The 17,773-nt window shown below is 33.2% G+C and carries 17 protein-coding genes and 1 tRNA gene; 14 read left to right on the top strand and 4 right to left on the bottom strand.

Going from position 1 to position 17,773, the window contains the following annotated elements; translation table 11 throughout:
* Positions 1 to 10 precede the first annotated feature (10 nt).
* The 4 genes from HJ01_RS04825 (at position 11) to HJ01_RS04810 (ending at position 5,726) form a co-directional block, all read left to right on the top strand.
* Positions 11 to 919 (top strand): pseudouridine synthase, encoded by a 909-nt coding sequence (locus tag HJ01_RS04825; RefSeq protein WP_007137192.1) that lies wholly within the window; start codon positions 11 to 13, stop codon positions 917 to 919.
* Between the two features lie 79 nt (positions 920 to 998).
* Entirely contained in the window at positions 999 to 1,361 is a 363-nt protein-coding gene (locus HJ01_RS04820) for a nuclear transport factor 2 family protein (RefSeq protein WP_007137191.1), read from the top strand.
* Positions 1,362 to 1,430: 69 nt separating this feature from the next.
* Positions 1,431 to 3,188: a DUF885 domain-containing protein gene (locus HJ01_RS04815; protein ID WP_007137190.1), complete on the top strand. Its 1,758-nt coding sequence runs from the start codon at positions 1,431 to 1,433 to the stop codon at positions 3,186 to 3,188.
* Between the two features lie 279 nt (positions 3,189 to 3,467).
* Positions 3,468 to 5,726: a glycoside hydrolase family 3 N-terminal domain-containing protein gene (locus HJ01_RS04810; protein WP_007137189.1), complete on the top strand. Its 2,259-nt coding sequence runs from the start codon at positions 3,468 to 3,470 to the stop codon at positions 5,724 to 5,726.
* Between the two features lie 84 nt (positions 5,727 to 5,810).
* Here the strand turns inward: HJ01_RS04810 and HJ01_RS04805 are convergent, their stop codons facing one another.
* The gene (locus tag HJ01_RS04805; RefSeq protein WP_007137188.1) at positions 5,811 to 7,250 is read right to left on the bottom strand and encodes a glycoside hydrolase family 30 protein; all 1,440 of its coding nucleotides are present in this window, start codon (positions 7,248 to 7,250) and stop codon (positions 5,811 to 5,813) included.
* A 333-nt stretch (positions 7,251 to 7,583) separates the two neighbouring features.
* On the opposite strand from HJ01_RS04805, the gene HJ01_RS04800 reads away from it, so the two are divergent.
* The 9 genes from HJ01_RS04800 (at position 7,584) to HJ01_RS04760 (ending at position 15,899) form a co-directional block, all read left to right on the top strand.
* Positions 7,584 to 8,441 (top strand): c-type cytochrome, encoded by an 858-nt coding sequence (locus HJ01_RS04800; protein WP_007137187.1) that lies wholly within the window; start codon positions 7,584 to 7,586, stop codon positions 8,439 to 8,441.
* Positions 8,442 to 8,550: 109 nt separating this feature from the next.
* Positions 8,551 to 9,669: a chromate efflux transporter gene (gene chrA / locus HJ01_RS04795; RefSeq protein ID WP_007137186.1), complete on the top strand. Its 1,119-nt coding sequence runs from the start codon at positions 8,551 to 8,553 to the stop codon at positions 9,667 to 9,669.
* 214 nt (positions 9,670 to 9,883) lie between these two features.
* A complete protein-coding gene (locus HJ01_RS04790; protein ID WP_007137185.1) occupies positions 9,884 to 10,498 on the top strand; it encodes a PAS domain S-box protein in 615 nt (204 codons plus the stop codon).
* Positions 10,499 to 10,978: 480 nt separating this feature from the next.
* Positions 10,979 to 12,364 carry a phage integrase SAM-like domain-containing protein gene (locus HJ01_RS04785; protein ID WP_007137184.1) on the top strand — a complete coding sequence of 462 codons (1,386 nt, stop codon included), beginning with the start codon at positions 10,979 to 10,981 and terminating at the stop codon, positions 12,362 to 12,364.
* A gap of 412 nt (positions 12,365 to 12,776) precedes the next feature.
* The gene (locus HJ01_RS04780) at positions 12,777 to 13,007 is read left to right on the top strand and encodes a hypothetical protein (RefSeq protein WP_007137183.1); all 231 of its coding nucleotides are present in this window, start codon (positions 12,777 to 12,779) and stop codon (positions 13,005 to 13,007) included.
* A gap of 94 nt (positions 13,008 to 13,101) precedes the next feature.
* Positions 13,102 to 13,761 carry a hypothetical protein gene (locus HJ01_RS04775; protein WP_138984268.1) on the top strand — a complete coding sequence of 220 codons (660 nt, stop codon included), beginning with the start codon at positions 13,102 to 13,104 and terminating at the stop codon, positions 13,759 to 13,761.
* Positions 13,762 to 13,858: 97 nt separating this feature from the next.
* Entirely contained in the window at positions 13,859 to 14,137 is a 279-nt protein-coding gene (locus tag HJ01_RS04770) for a helix-turn-helix domain-containing protein (protein ID WP_040473713.1), read from the top strand.
* A 4-nt stretch (positions 14,138 to 14,141) separates the two neighbouring features.
* Complete coding sequence (locus tag HJ01_RS04765) at positions 14,142 to 14,537, top strand: hypothetical protein (protein WP_007137180.1); 396 nt, start codon at positions 14,142 to 14,144, stop codon at positions 14,535 to 14,537.
* A 105-nt stretch (positions 14,538 to 14,642) separates the two neighbouring features.
* Positions 14,643 to 15,899: a hypothetical protein gene (locus HJ01_RS04760; protein ID WP_007137179.1), complete on the top strand. Its 1,257-nt coding sequence runs from the start codon at positions 14,643 to 14,645 to the stop codon at positions 15,897 to 15,899.
* Between the two features lie 408 nt (positions 15,900 to 16,307).
* Here the strand turns inward: HJ01_RS04760 and HJ01_RS04750 are convergent, their stop codons facing one another.
* A complete protein-coding gene (locus HJ01_RS04750) occupies positions 16,308 to 16,826 on the bottom strand; it encodes a hypothetical protein (RefSeq protein WP_040473702.1) in 519 nt (172 codons plus the stop codon).
* Positions 16,823 to 17,263: a hypothetical protein gene (locus HJ01_RS04745; RefSeq protein WP_007137176.1), complete on the bottom strand. Its 441-nt coding sequence runs from the start codon at positions 17,261 to 17,263 to the stop codon at positions 16,823 to 16,825. The genes HJ01_RS04750 and HJ01_RS04745 overlap by 4 nt, the downstream gene beginning before the upstream one ends.
* Before the next feature lie 127 nt (positions 17,264 to 17,390).
* Between HJ01_RS04745 and HJ01_RS17615 the strand changes: the two genes are divergently transcribed.
* Positions 17,391 to 17,540, top strand: coding sequence for a hypothetical protein (locus HJ01_RS17615; RefSeq protein WP_007137175.1), 150 nt, complete (start codon positions 17,391 to 17,393; stop codon positions 17,538 to 17,540).
* Between the two features lie 96 nt (positions 17,541 to 17,636).
* On the opposite strand, the gene HJ01_RS04740 is transcribed toward HJ01_RS17615, so the two are convergent.
* Positions 17,637 to 17,718 (bottom strand) — tRNA-Leu (locus HJ01_RS04740).
* Positions 17,719 to 17,773: the final 55 nt, after the last annotated feature.

Genomic DNA, 17,773 nt, shown 5'->3' with positions numbered 1-17,773 from the left:
ATAGAATATTATGAATAATAAGGAAGGCAATAATAAAAAAAGCGGTGCTAGACCAACAAGTTCTAGACCTAGCTCGAATAAGCCAAAACCTGCGATGCAAAAAAGGGCACAAGGGCCTAAAAAAGCAAAAATAAATACTAAGGTTGCAGAAGTTGTTACTGACAAAGTGGAGAAAAAACCGAATCAGGCACCAAAAAGACCAAAAGTAAAAGATGAAATTCGTCTTAATAAATATATCGCCAATTCTGGTGCTTGCTCAAGACGAGACGCAGATATTTACATTACATCCGGTAACGTAAAAGTAAATGGAATTCCAGTTGTTGAAATGGGATATATGGTAAAACCAGGAGATGTGGTGAATTTTGATGGATCTGTTTTGACTCCGGAGAAAAAAGTATACATCTTATTGAACAAGCCCAAAAACTTTACAACGGCACTTGATGAAGGTCAAGAATACCGTAATGTAATGGAATTGGTTCGTGGATCAACTAATGCAAAAATTGGAGCTATTGGTAGAATGGACAAAAACACTACAGGTCTGTTATTGTTTACAAACGATACTGACATGATCCGTAAGTTTACTTTGCCAAGTCAAAAATCATCTAAAATCTATCAAGTTTCGTTAGACAAAAACTTGAAATTTGAAGATTTAGAAAAAATAAACAAAGGTCTTACTCTTGATGGGCATAGAGTTTTTGTTGAAGATGTAAGTTACATTGAAGGAGAAGCTAAAAGTGAAATTGGTTTGAAATTAAGATCTTCAAATGTAAAAGTAGTTCGTTCTATTTTTGAGCACTTTAGTTATGATGTTTTGAGAATTGACAGAGTTGCGTTTGCAGGTTTGACTAAAAAGAATTTACCTCGAGGAAACTGGAGAATGCTTACTGACCAAGAGATTATCAATTTGAAGAACGTTTAAAATTCATTGAAATCATAAAATCAAAATCCCTTTTGCGCAAGCGAAACGGGATTTTTTTAATTAAAATCCCAAAACTAACATGACTCCCGAAAAATTGCAATCGATCGCTTTCAAATGGTTTGAGACTTTCAACAATAAAGAACTAGAAAAGCTTTTGTCCTTATATGATGACGATGCATCTCATTTTAGCCCAAAATTAAAAATACACAAACCCGAAACAAACGGTTTTGTGACTGGCAAACAGGCGTTACGTGAATGGTGGCAAGATGCATTTGACCGATTACCTAGTTTAAGCTACAAAGTAACCTCACTAACTGCAAATGGTGATCGTGTTTTTATGGAATACATAAGAACGGTAGACAATGAGGAAGAGATGCTTATTGCTGAAGTTTTAGACATTAGAGAAGACAAGATCGTGGCCTCCCGCGTATATCACGGATAAGATTCTATAATAAAATTTACTTATGTAATTATTAATATACTAGCTTTACTAATCACTAAATTAAACTATATGAAAAAAACTCCTGTTGTTTTAATTGCCATTCTTGTTTCTATATTAGTAGCAAACTGTAAGTCACAAGAACAAGATTTCTCTAGTATAACAAAAAGCTATTTTGACGATAAAAATGCGCTAGATCCTCTGGCTGCAACACAAAATGGTCAAAACGAATACAACGACCAGCTGCCCTTTGAAATGACCGATACCTATAGAAAAGTGCAACTTGACTTTTTTAATAAATATGAAACGAAGTTATCGTCAATAGATGAAAAACAACTTTCTGAAGAAGAAAAAAACAGTTACGAAATTATAAAATGGGAGGTTGAAGTTGGAAAGGAATTACTAAAACAACCCACTAACCTAATGCCTATCCATCAATTTTGGGGAACTCATTTAACTATGGGCCAATATGCAGGCGGAACTAGTGGCCAACCATTTAAAACCGAAAAAGACTATACTAACTTCCTAAAAAGAATGGACACCTATAGCGTATGGATTGATTCGGCTATGGTCTATATGAAAAAAGGAATTGAAAAAGGAGCTGTACTACCAGAATCCTTAACACAGAAAGTGATTCCGCAATTTGCTGAAATGGCAACTCGCAATATTGAAGACAATTTATTTTATTCTTCTGTAAAATTAATGCCTAATACTTTTTCTGATGCAGTAAAGAAAGATATTACTGCAAAATATACAACAACGATCAATAACAAACTGATTCCGCAATATAAAAAAATGTCTGATTTCCTTAAAAACGAATACCTGCCTGCATCAAGAAAAACAAGCGGAATAGGAAGCCTGGCTTTTGGAAAAGAATTATATGCCGCTTACGTAAAACAATGGACTACTACCGAAATGACTCCATCAGAAATTCATGACTTAGGATTGAAAGAAGTGGCACGTATCAATTCTGAAATGGAAAAGGTAAAAACGCAAGTTGGTTTTAAAGGCACTCTGATGGAGTTTTTTGATTATGTAAGAAACAAACCGGAATTAAAGCCTTTCAAAAAACCAGAGGAAGTAATCGCCAATTTTGAAAGAATCCATAACGTCATAAAACCAAACGTAGACAAATTGTTTTCTTTACAACCCAGAACAAAATTTGAAATTAGAAGAACTGAAGCATTTAGAGAAAAGACGGCAAGTGCTGAATACAGTCAAGGAACAGCAGATGGTACACGTCCTGGCGTTTTTTATGTTCCCATCCCTGACGTAAAAGAATATAATATGTATGGTGACGAAGATTTGTTTTTACATGAAGCTATTCCAGGGCATCATTTTCAAATTTCACTACAACAAGAAAATACTTCATTGCCCGATTTCAGAAAATACAATTGGTTTGGAGCCTATGGCGAAGGTTGGGCTTTGTATACAGAGAGCTTAGGTAAAGAATTAGGTTTGTATAAAGATCCGTATCAGTATTTTGGTATGTTAGGAAACGAAATGCATAGAGCGGTGCGATTAGTCGTTGATACAGGGTTACATAGCAAAGGCTGGACAAGAGAGCAAGCTATCAAATATTCCCTAGAAAACGAAGCCGAAAGCGAAGCAAGCATCACCACTGAAATTGAGCGCTATATGGCTATTCCGGGCCAAGCTTTGTCTTACAAAATAGGACAATTAAAAATCATGGAGCTCCGTAAAAGAGCACAAGACAAAATGGGAGACAAATTTGACATCAAAAAATTCCATGAAAAAGTACTAGAGTCCGGTGTGATGCCATTGGCTTTACTAGAAAAGAAAATAGATGTTTGGATTGGAGAAAAATAGTTCCACTCTATAGTCTAACAGAATAGCAAAAAGTCTCATTGTATAAACGATGAGACTTTTTGCTATTGTTAATATTCCAAAACAAGATTATTACCTTCTATACAATCGAATAAAAGTGATTTACGAATTACAAAAACGAAAACGTTAAAGTTCATTAAAACAACAACTAACCTGCAATAAAATAATCATTCGCATAAAAAAACAACTACTTTTAAAAGTACTAATTAAGAAAGCAACCCTTCTTTTTAAAAGTTATCAACTACCAAAACCAACCAAGAAATGAAAAAAATAATTTTACAACTATTTGTACTTTCACTATTTTCAAGTGCCGCTTTTAGTCAAAATTCTAAAACAGAAATTGACGAAAAAGTAGCTGAGTTACTTTCAAAAATGACTATCGAAGAAAAAATAGGTCAGATGACTCAGATTACTGTAACTAATTTTGAAGAAAAAGGAAAACCCGGTGTCTTTGATATGGTAAAATTGAGAGAAGCAATCCAGAATTACCATATTGGTTCCATTCTAAATGTCCCTAATCCTGGAGCACCTACAATTCAAAGATGGAAAGAAGTAATCACAATAATTAATAATGAGTCTAATAAAACGAGATTGAAAATTCCTGTTTTATACGGTATAGATGCTATTCACGGTTCCAGTTACACTCTAGGCGCTACCTTATTCCCACAACAAATAGGAATGGCAGCTACATTTAATACTGATTTAGTAAAAAGAGGAGCTGAAATATCGGCATATGAAACTAGAGCGTCTTCTATTCCATGGGTTTTTTCGCCAGATTTAGATTTGCCGAGAAATCCAGCCTGGTCTAGAACTTGGGAGTCTTTTGGAGAAGATGCCTATTTATCTGCCCAAATGGGTGTTGCGATGGTTGAAGGTTTTGAAGGAAATGATGTTGGCTCTAAATATCATGTAGCTTCCTGCATGAAGCATTTTATAGGTTACGGAAGTACCACAACTGGAAAAGACAGAACGCCAAGCATTATTCCGGAACGCATTCTAAGACAATATGATTTGACCATTTATCAAGCAGCAATCAAAGCCGGATCAAAAAGCATCATGATCAGTTCTGGCGAAATAAACGGCACACCAGTTCATGCCAGTAAACATTTAATAACTGATATCTTGAAAAAAGAGTTGGGATTTCAAGGTGTTGTTGTTACAGATTGGAAAGACATTATATACCTATACACCAGACATAAAGTTGCCGAAAACAATAGAGATGCTGTGAAAACATCTGTAATGGCAGGTATAGACATGAGTATGGTTCCTGAAGATTACACCTTTTATAATGACTTATTGGATTTAGTAAACAAAGGTGAAGTACCAGTGTCTAGAATTGATGATGCCGTTTCGAGAATCTTGAAAATGAAATTTGAAGTTAATTTATTTGAAAACAATATAGCAGATTTGAAAGATTACCCAAAATTTGGGTCACAGGAATTTATTGATGTTGCTTATAATTCAGCAGCAGAATCGATTACTTTATTAAAGAACAAAAACGAAATTTTACCTTTAAATAAAACCGGTAAAATATTAGTTACTGGCCCTACCGCAAATAGTATGAAATCACTAAATGGAGGATGGACGTATACTTGGCAGGGGGAAAATGCTGATGTTTTGGCTGCAGACAAATTCACCATTTTAGAAGCATTACAAAACAAGATAGGCAAAGCAAATGTTCTTTATACTAAAGGAGCGGATCTAGCGATCGAAGATGAGCTTGAAATTCAAAAAGCGGTCGAACTTGCTAAAGAGGCATCTACAATAATTCTATGTTTAGGTGAAAAAAACTACACTGAGACTCCTGGAGATATCAGTAATTTATTTATTAGTCAATCACAAATAAAACTGGCTTTGGCTTTATCAAAATTGAACAAGCCTATTGTTTTAGTGTTAAATGAAGGACGCCCTAGGTTAATAAGTGACTTTGAAGATAAGATGAATGCAGTAATTCAATGTTATTTACCAGGAAACGAAGGGGCAAGAGCCTTAGTAGATATTCTTTATGGTGATGTAAACCCTAGCGGAAGATTGACATACAACTATCCTAGACATCCTAATTCATTAGAAAAATACAACCGAAAATATACAGAAAGTCTAGGTGATGAAGAGCAAAATGACGATGCTCAATACGAGAAAAGCTACTCTCCTCAGTTTGAATTTGGAACAGGACTATCCTATACTACTTTTGAATATTCTAACTTAAGAATTGACAAGCCGGAAATAAACAATACAGATAACATAACGGTAACTGTTGAGGTGAAAAACACTGGAAAAACTGCTGGAAAAGAGGCAGTTTTACTTTATTTGTCCGACAAAGTTGCCAGTATCACACCAGAGGTAAAAGCATTGAAGCGTTTTACAAAGATAAATTTAGCACCGGCTGAAACGAAAACAGTTTCATTTACATTAAATCAAAAAGACTTGCAGTTTGTAGATAACGATTTGAAATGGGTAGCAGAAAACGGTACTTTTAAAATCCAAATAGGTACTCTTAGCAAAGAGTTTGTGTTGAAATAAAATACTAATTCAGTATATTAAAAAAGGGATTGCGAATTAAAATTCGCAATCCCTTTTTCTGATTTCTAAACAAACTTACTCTTATCAATATACCAACGTTTGTATAGCATGAGCAGGAATTACAACTGCTGTCGCTTTGCTACCAACACATAAATTATATGCCGCTTCTTTATCGCCTTGATTCATCACTACCGTAATCACTTTTCCGTCCTCATTCATAAATGAAGTGGTCAGCAATTGGCTGCGGCTGGATACGCTGCTTACTCTTTTAGCATTCGGTCGGATAAATTTTGAGAAATGACCAATATAATAATAAGAGGGAGTATATATCAATTCATCCGTTAGTGTATTAGCATGAACAGGTGCAAAACAAAAATTACCTACATGGTTTGGTCCTCCATTTTGATCTAACAAAATATTCCAATCAGTCCATGCAACCGAGCCGTTACTAAAATCGTTTATCATCGAACGTCCGTAACGCTCTCCATTTGCCCACAGCTGATATTTATTCGAATCAAACTTCTCTACACAGCCTTCCGTAAATATCAATTTTTTCGTCGGATATGCTTCTTGTACTTTTTTCACATTCTCGAACATAGGCTCACCCCCTGTCCAATTTTCATACCAATGAAAACCCATTCCCCAAGCATATTTTGATGCCTTAGGATCATCAAAAATAACATTTGCCCTGTGATTCATCAAATCACGATTGTGATCCCAAACAATAATTTTCTTATTACCTAAGCCTTCTTTCTCCATTGTAGGCCCCAAATAATCTTTAAGAAAATCTCTTTCCTCTTCGGCAGTATAAATACAGGACTCCCATCTTTGCGTCGCCATTGGCTCATTTTGAATTGTCAGTCCCCATATAGGAATTCCTTCTTTCTCGTATGCTTTTATAAATTTAGCATAGTAATTTGCCCAAGACTGGTAAAACTCAGGCTTCAACTTTCCGCCTTGAAGCATAGCGCCATTAGTTTTCATAAAAGCAGGAGGACTCCATGGAGAAACATACATCGTTAACTTTCCTGCAATTGCCGTGGCCTGTTTTATCAGTGGAATTCTATACTGTGCGTCATGATCAATATTAAAAGTTTTCAACTCAGCATCTCCTTCGGCGACATATGTGTAACTATTTGTTAAAAAATCAGAACTATGAATGGTAGTTCTAGCTAATGAATAGCCTATTCCATTTGTAGTACTATAATAGGCTTGCAAAAATTCTTGTTGTTTCGCTTTTGATAATTTAGCAAAAACCTCAGCACTAGCATCTGTAATGGCACCACCTATTCCAATAAAAGTTTGAAACGTTTTAGTAGGGTCAACAAAAACAGCAATTTCAGTTTCTAAAGGTTGTCCTGCAGCAGCAAATTTAACTGAGGCCGATAGAGTCATTTTAAAGTCCGTGTTCTCAGCAGTCGTGTAAACTGTTACCTCTTTGTTTTCGCCATTTTCTTTAGCAACTGTTTGTGCGTTGTTATAAAAAAAAGAAAACAGGGCTGCGATTAAAATGCTTTTTTTCATTTAAATGTACTTAGAGTGTTATAATTAATACGTTAATTTTTTTCTTATTAAGGCAATACTTGTCAGAAGCTAAAATAAGACTTTCCTAAACTTATTCGACCATAGAAAAAGAAGTTACTATCTTAAATTTGTTAGAATATAGAAGCTAAAAAAACCAGAATGCGGTGGCCGTTTCTTAAAACAACCGATAAATTTAAAAACGAGGTCGATTCATAGGACTTCGAACTCAAAAGTATAGAAAAATAGCCTAATTTTATAGTACTGATTCCATTAGACTAATCCACTTACTAGAACTTTAGAACCGCCTTTCTTCATCTTTTTCAACATAAAACAATGCGAAAATTTCAATATAGATTAGTCGTCCTTTCTTCAATTTTAATCATGGGCTGTCAACAAAAAACGAAACAGACAGAATCTTTGACAACTGAGACTTCTATAAATGTTTCTGCAAACACTTCTGATTCATTGACTATCGATTTAGTCGAATTACAAAAAACAGCCAAACTAAAGAACACCATCATAGTTACCGTAAACGAAGACCCCGTTTATCATGCCAGAAAGCGATACAATGCGATTCCTTTTCCCCAGTTACTTGAAACCCATTCGAAAATAAAACAGTTGCAGATTGATAAATACCAAATCGTTTTTGAATGTGAAGATGGCTATAAACCAATGATGCCTTTGCGAAAAATTTTATCCGCAAAATCATTTTTGGCAGTCAGTGACTTGGATGCTCCGAAAGGGGAATCGTGGTCAAAAATCATTAAAGACGGTCGCGAAATGAAAGCGGCCCCCTTTTATTTAATCTATCAGGGGGTGTCCCCAAAAGACACCGATTTCAAATGGCCTTATAATTTAATAAAAGTTCATTTGGTCCCTAGCGTTGAAAATGTTTCTCTTCTGCTTCCCAAAGGAGATACCACCGCTACAACCGGTTTTGAGCTCTTCAATAAAAATTGTATTAGCTGTCATGCTATTAATAAAATTGGAGGAAGCATGGGCCCCGAACTAAATTATCCCAAAAGCGTCACTGAGTATTGGGACCAGAACCAATTAAAAAAATTCATACAGAACCCAGCTTCTTTTAGAAACGGAGTAAAAATGCCCAAATTAGCCAACTTGAACGAGAAAAAGATTGAATCCATTGTTTATTATCTAAACTATATGGCCAATCACAAGCTGCAAAACTAGAATAGAACTAATACTCCCGAAATTAAAATTTCATAAAATCTTAATTTAAAAAACGAAGGCAAGATTTATTTTATATTTATTTTAGCCACCCTTGACAAAAAAAGTCTTAATGTTTGAAAAAACTACCTTAAAAGAAATTGCCAAACTATTTTTAAAATTGGGAATAATAGGTTTTGGGGGCCCGGCTGCCCATATCGCAATGATGAGACAGGAAGTCGTAATCAAAAAAAAGTGGCTAACAGAACAACATTTTTTAGATCTCATTGGAGCCACAAGTTTAATACCCGGTCCTAATAGTACTGAAATGGCCATTCATATAGGCCATGAAAAAGGGGGCTGGAAAGGTTTAATTGTTGCGGGAGTTTGCTTTATCATGCCTGCAGTTCTTATTACGGGAGTTTTTGCCTATTTCTATAAAAAATACGGCCAGCAGCCTGAAGCACAAGTTTTTTTGTACGGAATCAAGCCTGCAATTATCGCCATCATTCTCGCTGCGATTTATCCCTTGGCCAAGAAATCAATAAAAACAAAACAATTAGCACTCATAGCGTTGGTAGCTTTGGCCCTATCGATAGTAGAATGCAATGAAATATACATTCTGTTTGGTGCAGGTTTAATAGCCTTACTGTATTCCAAATTTAAAAGCGGCCAAACATTCAGCCTTATCCCGCTGACATTAGTACAAATTACAAAAACTACTTTGGTAACGGCAACCAACTGGAATTTGTTTCTAATATTTCTAAAAATAGGCGCCATACTTTACGGAAGTGGCTATGTACTTTTTGCCTTTTTAGATACTGAATTAGTTTCGACTGGTTTAATGTCTAGAGCTACCTTAGTAGATGCTATCGCTATTGGTCAGTTTACACCCGGACCCGTTTTTTCGTCAGTGACTTTTATTGGCTACCAACTAAATAGTTTACAAGGAGCAATAGTAGCAACGATTGCTATTTTCATCCCTTCATTCCTTTTTGTAGCCTTGCTAAATCCGTTAGTGAAGAAAATGCGCAATTCACCGTCTATTTCGATTTTTCTAGATGCTGTAAATGTTGCTTCGGTAGCGATTGTCGTTGCTATTTGTTGGCAAATGGGTCGCGATTCAATTTTAGACTGGAGAACATTATTAATTGCAGCAACAAGCATTATAGTAACTTTTGGATATCCTAAAGTCAATAGCGCATTTATTGTCATATACGGGGCGTTAGCCGGCTACTTATTATCTTTTTAGAGATAAGCACGAACACTTGCCTATTTAAGAGTTTAAAACACGAAAAATGTAAGTAAAATAAACAGTTTTGACCAAAAAAAATCCTCTACTGAGAAACATTATACCTACTGCTAATAAACTGATATAGTGTCATTAAAACAAAAAAATATCTACACTTTTTATTTTGAAAATAACAAGTAAATACTTTATCTTTAGTTAGCCTAATTTAAAAAAAATGAACAGCGTCGAACAAACAAAACTATTATTGAATGAGTCCTCTTTATTTTATATAATAACCACTGATATGGACGGGAACTATTCGTATGTAAACCAAAATTACGCTAAAGAATTTTTACATATAAATAGCAATTTTGTTGGGCAACCCTATCATATTACAATGCACCCTGATGATATTAGTACGTGTCTTGAAGTTTCTACCAAATGTTTTGAGCATCCCGGTAAATTATTTAAGGCGATAATTAGGAAACATGACGGTGAGGGTGACTACATTTATACTCAGTGGGAATACAAAGCAATGTTTGATGATGAAAAAAATCCTGCTGGAGTATTTTGTCTAGGACACAATATAACAAAATATATTGCTGAACAAATACAATTGAAAAAGGCAATAGAAGAAAATGAAAAAAAAAGTATTATCATAGAAAACATCGTCTTTCAACAATCCCATCTAGTTCGGGCTCCATTAAGCAACTTAATCGGACTCACAACTGTTTTCTTAGATAAAACATTACTGGATAGTGACACATCTTATACTTGTCAAATGATATTAGAAAGTACTAGACAACTTGATGAAATCATTAGAAACATTGTAACTACCGCCAGAACTTAGATTAATTTGCGGTTTTGGAACAAATTGTCACTTCTTAATACAGACGCAGCCCATTTATTCTCATATTTGGAGCATTAGCAGGATACACATCTCCTTTTTGGGGATAAGAAAAAGGCATTTCATAATCTAAGCATTTGAAAAGCAATGACTCTTATAAAAACAGAAAGTACTTAACAAAAAAAAAGCTTCTCAATTGAGAAGCTTTTTTGGTGCGGATAATAGGACTCGAACCTACACGCCTCAACACACAATCAGGCACTTTTGACAACCTCCCGAAAACAGTACAAAAATAACTTAAAAACTCTATAAATTCAATACTTAACAAGTTTTTTAATTAGCGCCTAACAATAGAACGAAATTGAATCAAATTGAATGAAAACTTAAAACGGTTGGGCAACGGTTGGGCAAGTTTACGAAACGTATTACAAAAATCACTATATTTGAATAGTTCAAAAGTTCAACCGTTCAAAAGTTCACAAAATGGCAACAGTACAATTCAGATTAAGAAGTAAGGCAAACAAAAACGTATCTATAAAAGTGCGTGTTACCTTAAACAGAGGCAACGATTTAGAATTAAATACAGGGTTTACAATCAACCCAAAAGACTGGAGCAAAGACACCGACCGCCCAAAACAAAACAATACAGAAAACAAACTAATTTTTAGCAACCTCAAAAAATTAGACTCATTCATTTACAACAACCTCAACAAAGATTTAGGCAACAATGTTTTAATTGACTCGTTTTGGCTCGACTCTCAAATTAAAGATTGTTTTGATAGAGTAGAAAAAACGGACTCAGGTTTATTGATTAATCACATACAGTACATAATCGACAATGCAAACACGCGCAAAGTAAGAACAAACGGCGGATTTAAAATTGGTTTGAGTAAGAGCACCATTAAAAACTACACGTTATTCAAAAACATCATTACAGAATATCAAAAGACCTCAAAAAAACAAATACACTTTGTAGGCATTACAAAACCCTTTGTCGATAAATTTACTAATTGGTTGGTTAACACTAAAAACTACTCGACAAACTACTCAGGCAAACAATTAGAGATTTTAAAAACGGTTTGCATAGACGCCGAAAAAAATGAAATTACTATTACACCCTACTCAAAGACAATACAACACTTTAGAGAGAGCGAAAACGACCGTTACATACAAATACTTTCATTTGACGAACTCGACACTATCAAAAACATTGAGTTTAATGATGAGGTACTTCTTAAAAAATTTAAAACAGACAATCCCGAACTAACAAAAAACCTTGCAATTACAACGGACGCACTAAACAACGCTCGAAATTGGGTTTTGATTGGTTGTGAAATTGGGCAACGTGGCGGGGATTTACTGAAAATAAAAAACGATAATATTAGACGTACCGCAAAGGGCATTTACATTGACATAGTACAACAGAAAACAAAGAAAAGTGTAACCGTTGGAATTATTGCCCCGCACGTTTTAGACATAGTAGAAAACAATTTACCTAAAGAGATACAACACCAAAAACTAAACGATTATGTAAAAGTTATTTGTAAACTGGCGGGAATTGATGGGGTTGTAAAAGGAACAAAACTAAACACCGAAACCAACCGCAAAGAGTTAGGCAAATATCCAAAGTTTGAACTAATTGCAAGTCATTGTTTTCGCCGTTCCTTTGCCACTAATTACTATAAAAAAATACCAACGGCCGTACTAATTGGAATAACAGGACATTCAAAAGAGAGTTTATTTTTAACCTACATAAACAAACGCGAAGACAAAGACGCGAACGCCGATTTATTTATGAAGTTCTATGAAGACCTAAATAAAAACAAAATACCCGAAATGAAAGTATTAAAAAACGGCACAAGCGAGTAACGACTACAACCCCCACTAAATATGATAAAAAGCATGAGACACAAACAAACGTAACACCACGAAGAACAAGGCTAGACAATAGTAAAACCAAAAAACAAAGTTTCTTTCTCAATAGCAATAAAAACAGTTAGCAGCAATAGAGTTATAAACACAGATAAAGACCTTTTAATTTAGTTTTATTGTCAATCAACATAAATTGCTAAGGTTTGAAAATCATATTTAGTACTCCATATGAGGCTATCCAACTCAACTACAAGGCGATTTGAAATAAATTTGTAAAAGAAAACCAAAAAAACGACCCCCTACCCTTTAAAAAAAGACTTTCGGTTTAAAAAAGAGAACCCGATAAACAGTATATAACCTATACCCCCTATTTGTAAACACAAAAATTAACCTTAATAAATAAAAGTAAATGAGCAATTTAAATCAAACACAAAAAGACTATTTAAAAACAGTAGCAAACGTTGAGCAATCAAAAAAAATTAAAAAGGCATTTAAAAAATCAAACAGAAACGGTATAAATTTAAATTGCGTACAAAAAGATTATCTTGTCACGGTTCAATCATATTTTGCAAGAAAGGAATTGAAGAAAATGTTTATTGATTCAAATTTAGATCATAAAATAAAACATTCTATTGATTAACAATTAAATAAGCCGGTTAGGTGTAACTAAAAAATCAAATGATTTGATTATGCCTAACGGGTATGTTTTAAGTTCAAAATATAAAAACAGGCAAATGGCAAAAGAATTAATCACTACATTCAAAAAATACGAAGAAACTTACTATTCTCTCTTAGAAAATCATATAGCAACCTATGAAGATTATGACGAATTACACTTCATTAAGAGTGAATTGTATTTTTATCAAAACTGCTACAGTACAGCAAATGTTACAGAACAAAAACTTTCTGTATATAACGAAGAATTTTACGAATATAGATATTCTTATATAAATGAATTTGAATACGGCCAAGAATTCAATACAGAGTTAAATGGAACTGAAAATACTGACGTCAAAGCGCTGATTAAAAAGAACCACAAATCGTTGACCAATGGTTATGACTTGGAAATATGCGACCAATTAACCACTAGTTTTGCAAAAATTACAGAATATTTGAACATCAAAAAAAACAAACTTACGAACAACAATGAATTTCCAAAAGTAAAATTTCACGGCCTCCAAACAGAATTCATAGAACTTATTAAGGCTCTAACAGAAAACGGAAATCTGAAAGGAATACAAAAAGACAATATTGAACTTTGTTCTAAATTTTTTGATATTGAAATCAAAAATCCTGACCAAACCTTGACCAAATTAAAATCAAGAAACAACGGTAGCGAAACTTTGTTTCTAGACAAATTAAAAATTTCTCTACGCAATCATTTTACACTCTAAACAAAATAATAATACACGTTACTAACCCTTCACTAACCTTTTGAAGGGTTTAAATAGATTGAATTTTGCTGAAGTATTAACAAAAAAATATTTCGATATGCAAACAATTCAGTTTATCCAAACAAGCCCTGAACAACTAGAAAACAAAATTTCAAACAGGGTAGAAATTCAATTACAAGAATTTTTAAAACACTTCACTCCAACACAACCAAAAGAGTATTTATCACGTCAAGACGTTTCTAAAATGTTTGGCGTTGACATTTCAACGGTTCACAATTGGTGTAAGTCTAAACGTTTAAACCCTCTCGGGATTGGTTCACGCGTATACTTTTTACGTTCTGAAGTAGAAGCAAGTCTTAAACCCCTAAACGTTTAAGATTATGAGTTCAACAGGCATTATCCCGAAACCGACTACCCACATTTACAAAGAAATTAATGAGGGTAAATTTAAAACTACAAAACATTACCAACTTGTTGAGGTAGAAAACGGAACTCAAAAACTTTCTGACTTAATTAATATTGTAGTAGATAGAGGTTTTGCAAAATCGGCTCCTAACTTTTGGTTAAAAATCAGAATTGGTAAACGATGGGAAAACTTTACAGGTCTTTTTAAAACTCCTACTCCTGGAACTTACTTTGCTGACAAAGGCAATAACAATCGAAAAGAAGATTTATTGATTGTTAAACTTTCGAATTACGAAAGAGATTTGACGGTTTACTACTTCAATGGCTACTATACAGCCAACCTAAGCGAAGTATTAAGAATAATAAAGTAAATACTTGAAAACAAAAAACGAGCCTTGTTCAAGGGCTCGTTTGTTTTGTTCAAAAGTTCAGTTTTCAACAGGCATTGCAAAAAACTTATTCAAAGATAGTGAAAAATGATAGACTTTCTAAAACTAGACACAGAAGATGAAGGCGTAATTGCTTATTTTAAAACACACCCGTTATTGGAATATATGAGTAATGAGGATATGTTTAACCGATACGACCCCGAAGTATTAAATACTAAGGACAAGTACCAATACAAAGGAATCATATTTTGTTTTTATTCTAACAAACGGTTAAAAATTAGTTTCCTGCCTCACTACTATTTTAACGGTAATTTGCACAATGCAAACGATTTAAATATAATCGACTGTATAAAAATAATTTTAGAGTTTAAAAACACGTTCAAAATAGATTGGGAAAAATTAAAAATAATAAATTTAGAATTTGGACTAAACGTTGTTTCCCCAATATGTATAAAGGATTTAATTACATTTTTAATTTACCACGAACAACACGAATTTAAAGACAATCCCGAATATCAATTTAGCAAACAAAGCCATTCTTCTAATAAGAAAACAGGAAGGGCAAATAATAATAAAATTATAAAGGGATATGCGAAGGGTTTACAATTTCCTGAATTTTGCCACATAAATACATTCAGGTTTGAGATAAAAAGTAGAGAAAGTGCATACATAAGCAAATTAGAAATATTTAATCTAAATGACTTATTAAATGTTAACGTTTACTACTTGTTAATTGATAAATTAATTGCTGAATTTAAAAACATATTAATTCTATATGATAAAATTGATTTTACAAATTTGAATTTAAAAGAAGTTTCAAAACTAAACACATTATTAAGTCAATCACATTGGTACAGAATAAAACAGGACAACAAACGGAACGCATTTAATGACGAGAAAATAAAGTACTATAAACTTATAGACAAAACAGGAATTCATTTAAAAAAACAACTAGAAAAAATCATATGTGAAAAACTAGAATTATTAAAAAAAGGTGCAATTTCGACACTATATAATAGTCGAATACGCACCCAAAACAAAACTCAAACAACTACGGTTAAAACCCTACTTTGTCAGGTTACGAAAATTAATATCTCAATGCAGAAAAATGACAGTATTTTATTAAGTCATACGGGTTTAAAACACTACTACAAAAATGACAAAAAAGTATTTGAGCAAATCAAAAGACGGTATTTGTCAAATCGTTGGTTGTCGTCGGATTTTGAAACACAAATAAAAGAGATTGCGCACAGTATTAGAAACTCAAAGAGTAATCAAAGTATTAAACAAAATAGGATTTATAAACCTACACAATTGAATATTTTAAACACATTGGGAATTTAAAAAAAGAATTTTTTATAATTTCCTTTGGGGGTTAAACTCAAGATGCATGGTTACAAACCCAATAATGCTAAATATAGAAAACATATAATACAGCCAACTAAAATTTAAAATAATAATGGCAAACATTGAAATTAAGTAAGACACAAAAAATAACAATATTAAAAATTTATAATTTCTTTTGTTCCCTATATTCAAAAATTCAAAGATAGCACAAGAAGTTATTCCGTTTAATCCTCCCAAAGTAACACTAGCCCCAAAAAGCATTTCAAAATTAAATATAGGTTTACATCTTATATCCATATAACTAAAGATCGAGTAGAAAAAATACCCGAAAGCAAACCACAATAATATAATAACAAAGCACTTAATTAAAATCTTATTCTTTTTTTTAATCATCTTAAATCATTATTAACTATCATGGGTATTATCAACAGACTTTTTTTTCGCATATATATACTCCTCTTTTTCCGCATAAGTCATACTTGCTGCTTGGCCTATTCCGTGATTAATGCCGTAAAGAGTAACTGGAACTAAAAGAAAAAAAATGAAAATAAAATCAAAATGATACGCCAATGAAAATCCGTAAATAAAAACGGCTAAACAAATAACAACAAGTATATTATAATGTATTCTAGACCTTTTTACATGAATATCTAAATTTTTACCTTTGATTAGTTGGCCTTTGAAATTCACATTGGGTTTTACAATCAATTCATCTTTAATCCAAGAATTTGAAATGAAGTAAACGGCCGAGATTACACCAAAATAAACAAAAGCCCAAACTGCCTTTATCAAACCTACCTCAATACTTAACCATTCAATGCCTTTTGTAGTGCCTAACCCCAAACCAATAAGAACAGCCCACATAACTGCAAGCATAATTAACAGACAGATAACCAAGCCGAGTGAACCTGATATTTTTCTCATAATAATTGATGATTTTTGTTTTTATCCAAAACGTAATACTTTATTAATTCAGAAGTCACATAAGGCATAGAAATTAAAAATGAAACAATTGAATAGTCAATTGCATGAGGAGTATCTTGCAGGAATAGATATAATACCCCCGACAGAGTAAAACAAGAAAGCCAAGCCCCCAAAACAACAAAATATATTGAGACACCTTCCAATATTCCTTGAGTCTCTTTAAATTTAAAGATTTTAATTCCAACTTTGATAATCCACAAATAAAGGATCCACAACACTAAGGATAAATACAATCTCCACGTAAAGAGTAAGTCAAACTTATCTATTTCTTTAATCAAAAATGGAGAAAAATAGTAATATAAAATCGCACCGCAAAACAAACAAAACACTAACGTAATAATTGCGGGAACCAAGTGGTTTTTAGTTTTCTCATTCATACTTTAGTAGTCAATTAAATATTCATTTCAAATATAATGAATAATTGTAAGTATGGAATTACGGAAATCCTCATTGCTATATATTTTTAATTATTAACTTTAGATAATAATTAATGTCCTATTAAAGATGAGCAATCAAGACCAACAAGGCAAACCAAGGAATTCATTAACGGATAAAGCCAACCGGATGAACCAATTATTAAGAATATTGAACGCAAAACAAAAAATGCAGGAAGAATTAGAAAGGCGAAACTCGAAAGACAAAAAAACTCAATAAAAAAGAGGAGTTTTCGAAATGGTTGGGCAATGGTTGGGCAAGTTCTAAAAACAAAAAACGCAAACACCTATAAATAAAGGGTTTGCGTTTTAAATGTGCGGATAATAGGACTCGAACCTACACGCCTTGCGGCACCAGATCCTAAGTCTGGCATGTCTACCAATTTCACCATATCCGCGTGCAATTGTGGGTGCAAATATAATCATAAGTTCGAACATTCAAAGCAATTTTTG

Origin of the sequence: Flavobacterium frigoris PS1 (genome assembly GCF_000252125.1) — a bacterium.
GTDB classification, from domain to species: Bacteria; Bacteroidota; Bacteroidia; order Flavobacteriales; family Flavobacteriaceae; genus Flavobacterium; species Flavobacterium frigoris_A.
The sequence above is the reverse complement of the archived record's forward strand: the minus strand, read 5'-3'. Positions and strand labels throughout refer to the sequence as shown.

Excerpts from the sequence above, each read along its gene's own strand:
- HJ01_RS04825 (WP_007137192.1), top strand. The coding sequence starts at position 11 with ATGAATAATAAGGAAGGCAATAATAAAAAAAGCGGTGCTAGACCAACA.
- HJ01_RS04815 (WP_007137190.1), top strand. The coding sequence starts at position 1,431 with ATGAAAAAAACTCCTGTTGTTTTAATTGCCATTCTTGTTTCTATATTA.
- HJ01_RS04745 (WP_007137176.1), bottom strand. The coding sequence starts at position 17,263 with ATGAATGAGAAAACTAAAAACCACTTGGTTCCCGCAATTATTACGTTA.
- HJ01_RS04820 (WP_007137191.1), top strand. The coding sequence starts at position 999 with ATGACTCCCGAAAAATTGCAATCGATCGCTTTCAAATGGTTTGAGACT.
- HJ01_RS17615 (WP_007137175.1), top strand. The coding sequence starts at position 17,391 with ATGAGCAATCAAGACCAACAAGGCAAACCAAGGAATTCATTAACGGAT.
- HJ01_RS04800 (WP_007137187.1), top strand. The coding sequence starts at position 7,584 with ATGCGAAAATTTCAATATAGATTAGTCGTCCTTTCTTCAATTTTAATC.
- HJ01_RS04790 (WP_007137185.1), top strand. The coding sequence starts at position 9,884 with ATGAACAGCGTCGAACAAACAAAACTATTATTGAATGAGTCCTCTTTA.
- HJ01_RS04780 (WP_007137183.1), top strand. The coding sequence starts at position 12,777 with ATGAGCAATTTAAATCAAACACAAAAAGACTATTTAAAAACAGTAGCA.
- HJ01_RS04775 (WP_138984268.1), top strand. The coding sequence starts at position 13,102 with ATGGCAAAAGAATTAATCACTACATTCAAAAAATACGAAGAAACTTAC.
- HJ01_RS04760 (WP_007137179.1), top strand. The coding sequence starts at position 14,643 with ATGATAGACTTTCTAAAACTAGACACAGAAGATGAAGGCGTAATTGCT.
- HJ01_RS04770 (WP_040473713.1), top strand. The coding sequence starts at position 13,859 with ATGCAAACAATTCAGTTTATCCAAACAAGCCCTGAACAACTAGAAAAC.
- HJ01_RS04765 (WP_007137180.1), top strand. The coding sequence starts at position 14,142 with ATGAGTTCAACAGGCATTATCCCGAAACCGACTACCCACATTTACAAA.
- chrA (WP_007137186.1), top strand. The coding sequence starts at position 8,551 with ATGTTTGAAAAAACTACCTTAAAAGAAATTGCCAAACTATTTTTAAAA.
- HJ01_RS04785 (WP_007137184.1), top strand. The coding sequence starts at position 10,979 with ATGGCAACAGTACAATTCAGATTAAGAAGTAAGGCAAACAAAAACGTA.
- HJ01_RS04805 (WP_007137188.1), bottom strand. The coding sequence starts at position 7,250 with ATGAAAAAAAGCATTTTAATCGCAGCCCTGTTTTCTTTTTTTTATAAC.
- HJ01_RS04750 (WP_040473702.1), bottom strand. The coding sequence starts at position 16,826 with ATGAGAAAAATATCAGGTTCACTCGGCTTGGTTATCTGTCTGTTAATT.
- HJ01_RS04810 (WP_007137189.1), top strand. The coding sequence starts at position 3,468 with ATGAAAAAAATAATTTTACAACTATTTGTACTTTCACTATTTTCAAGT.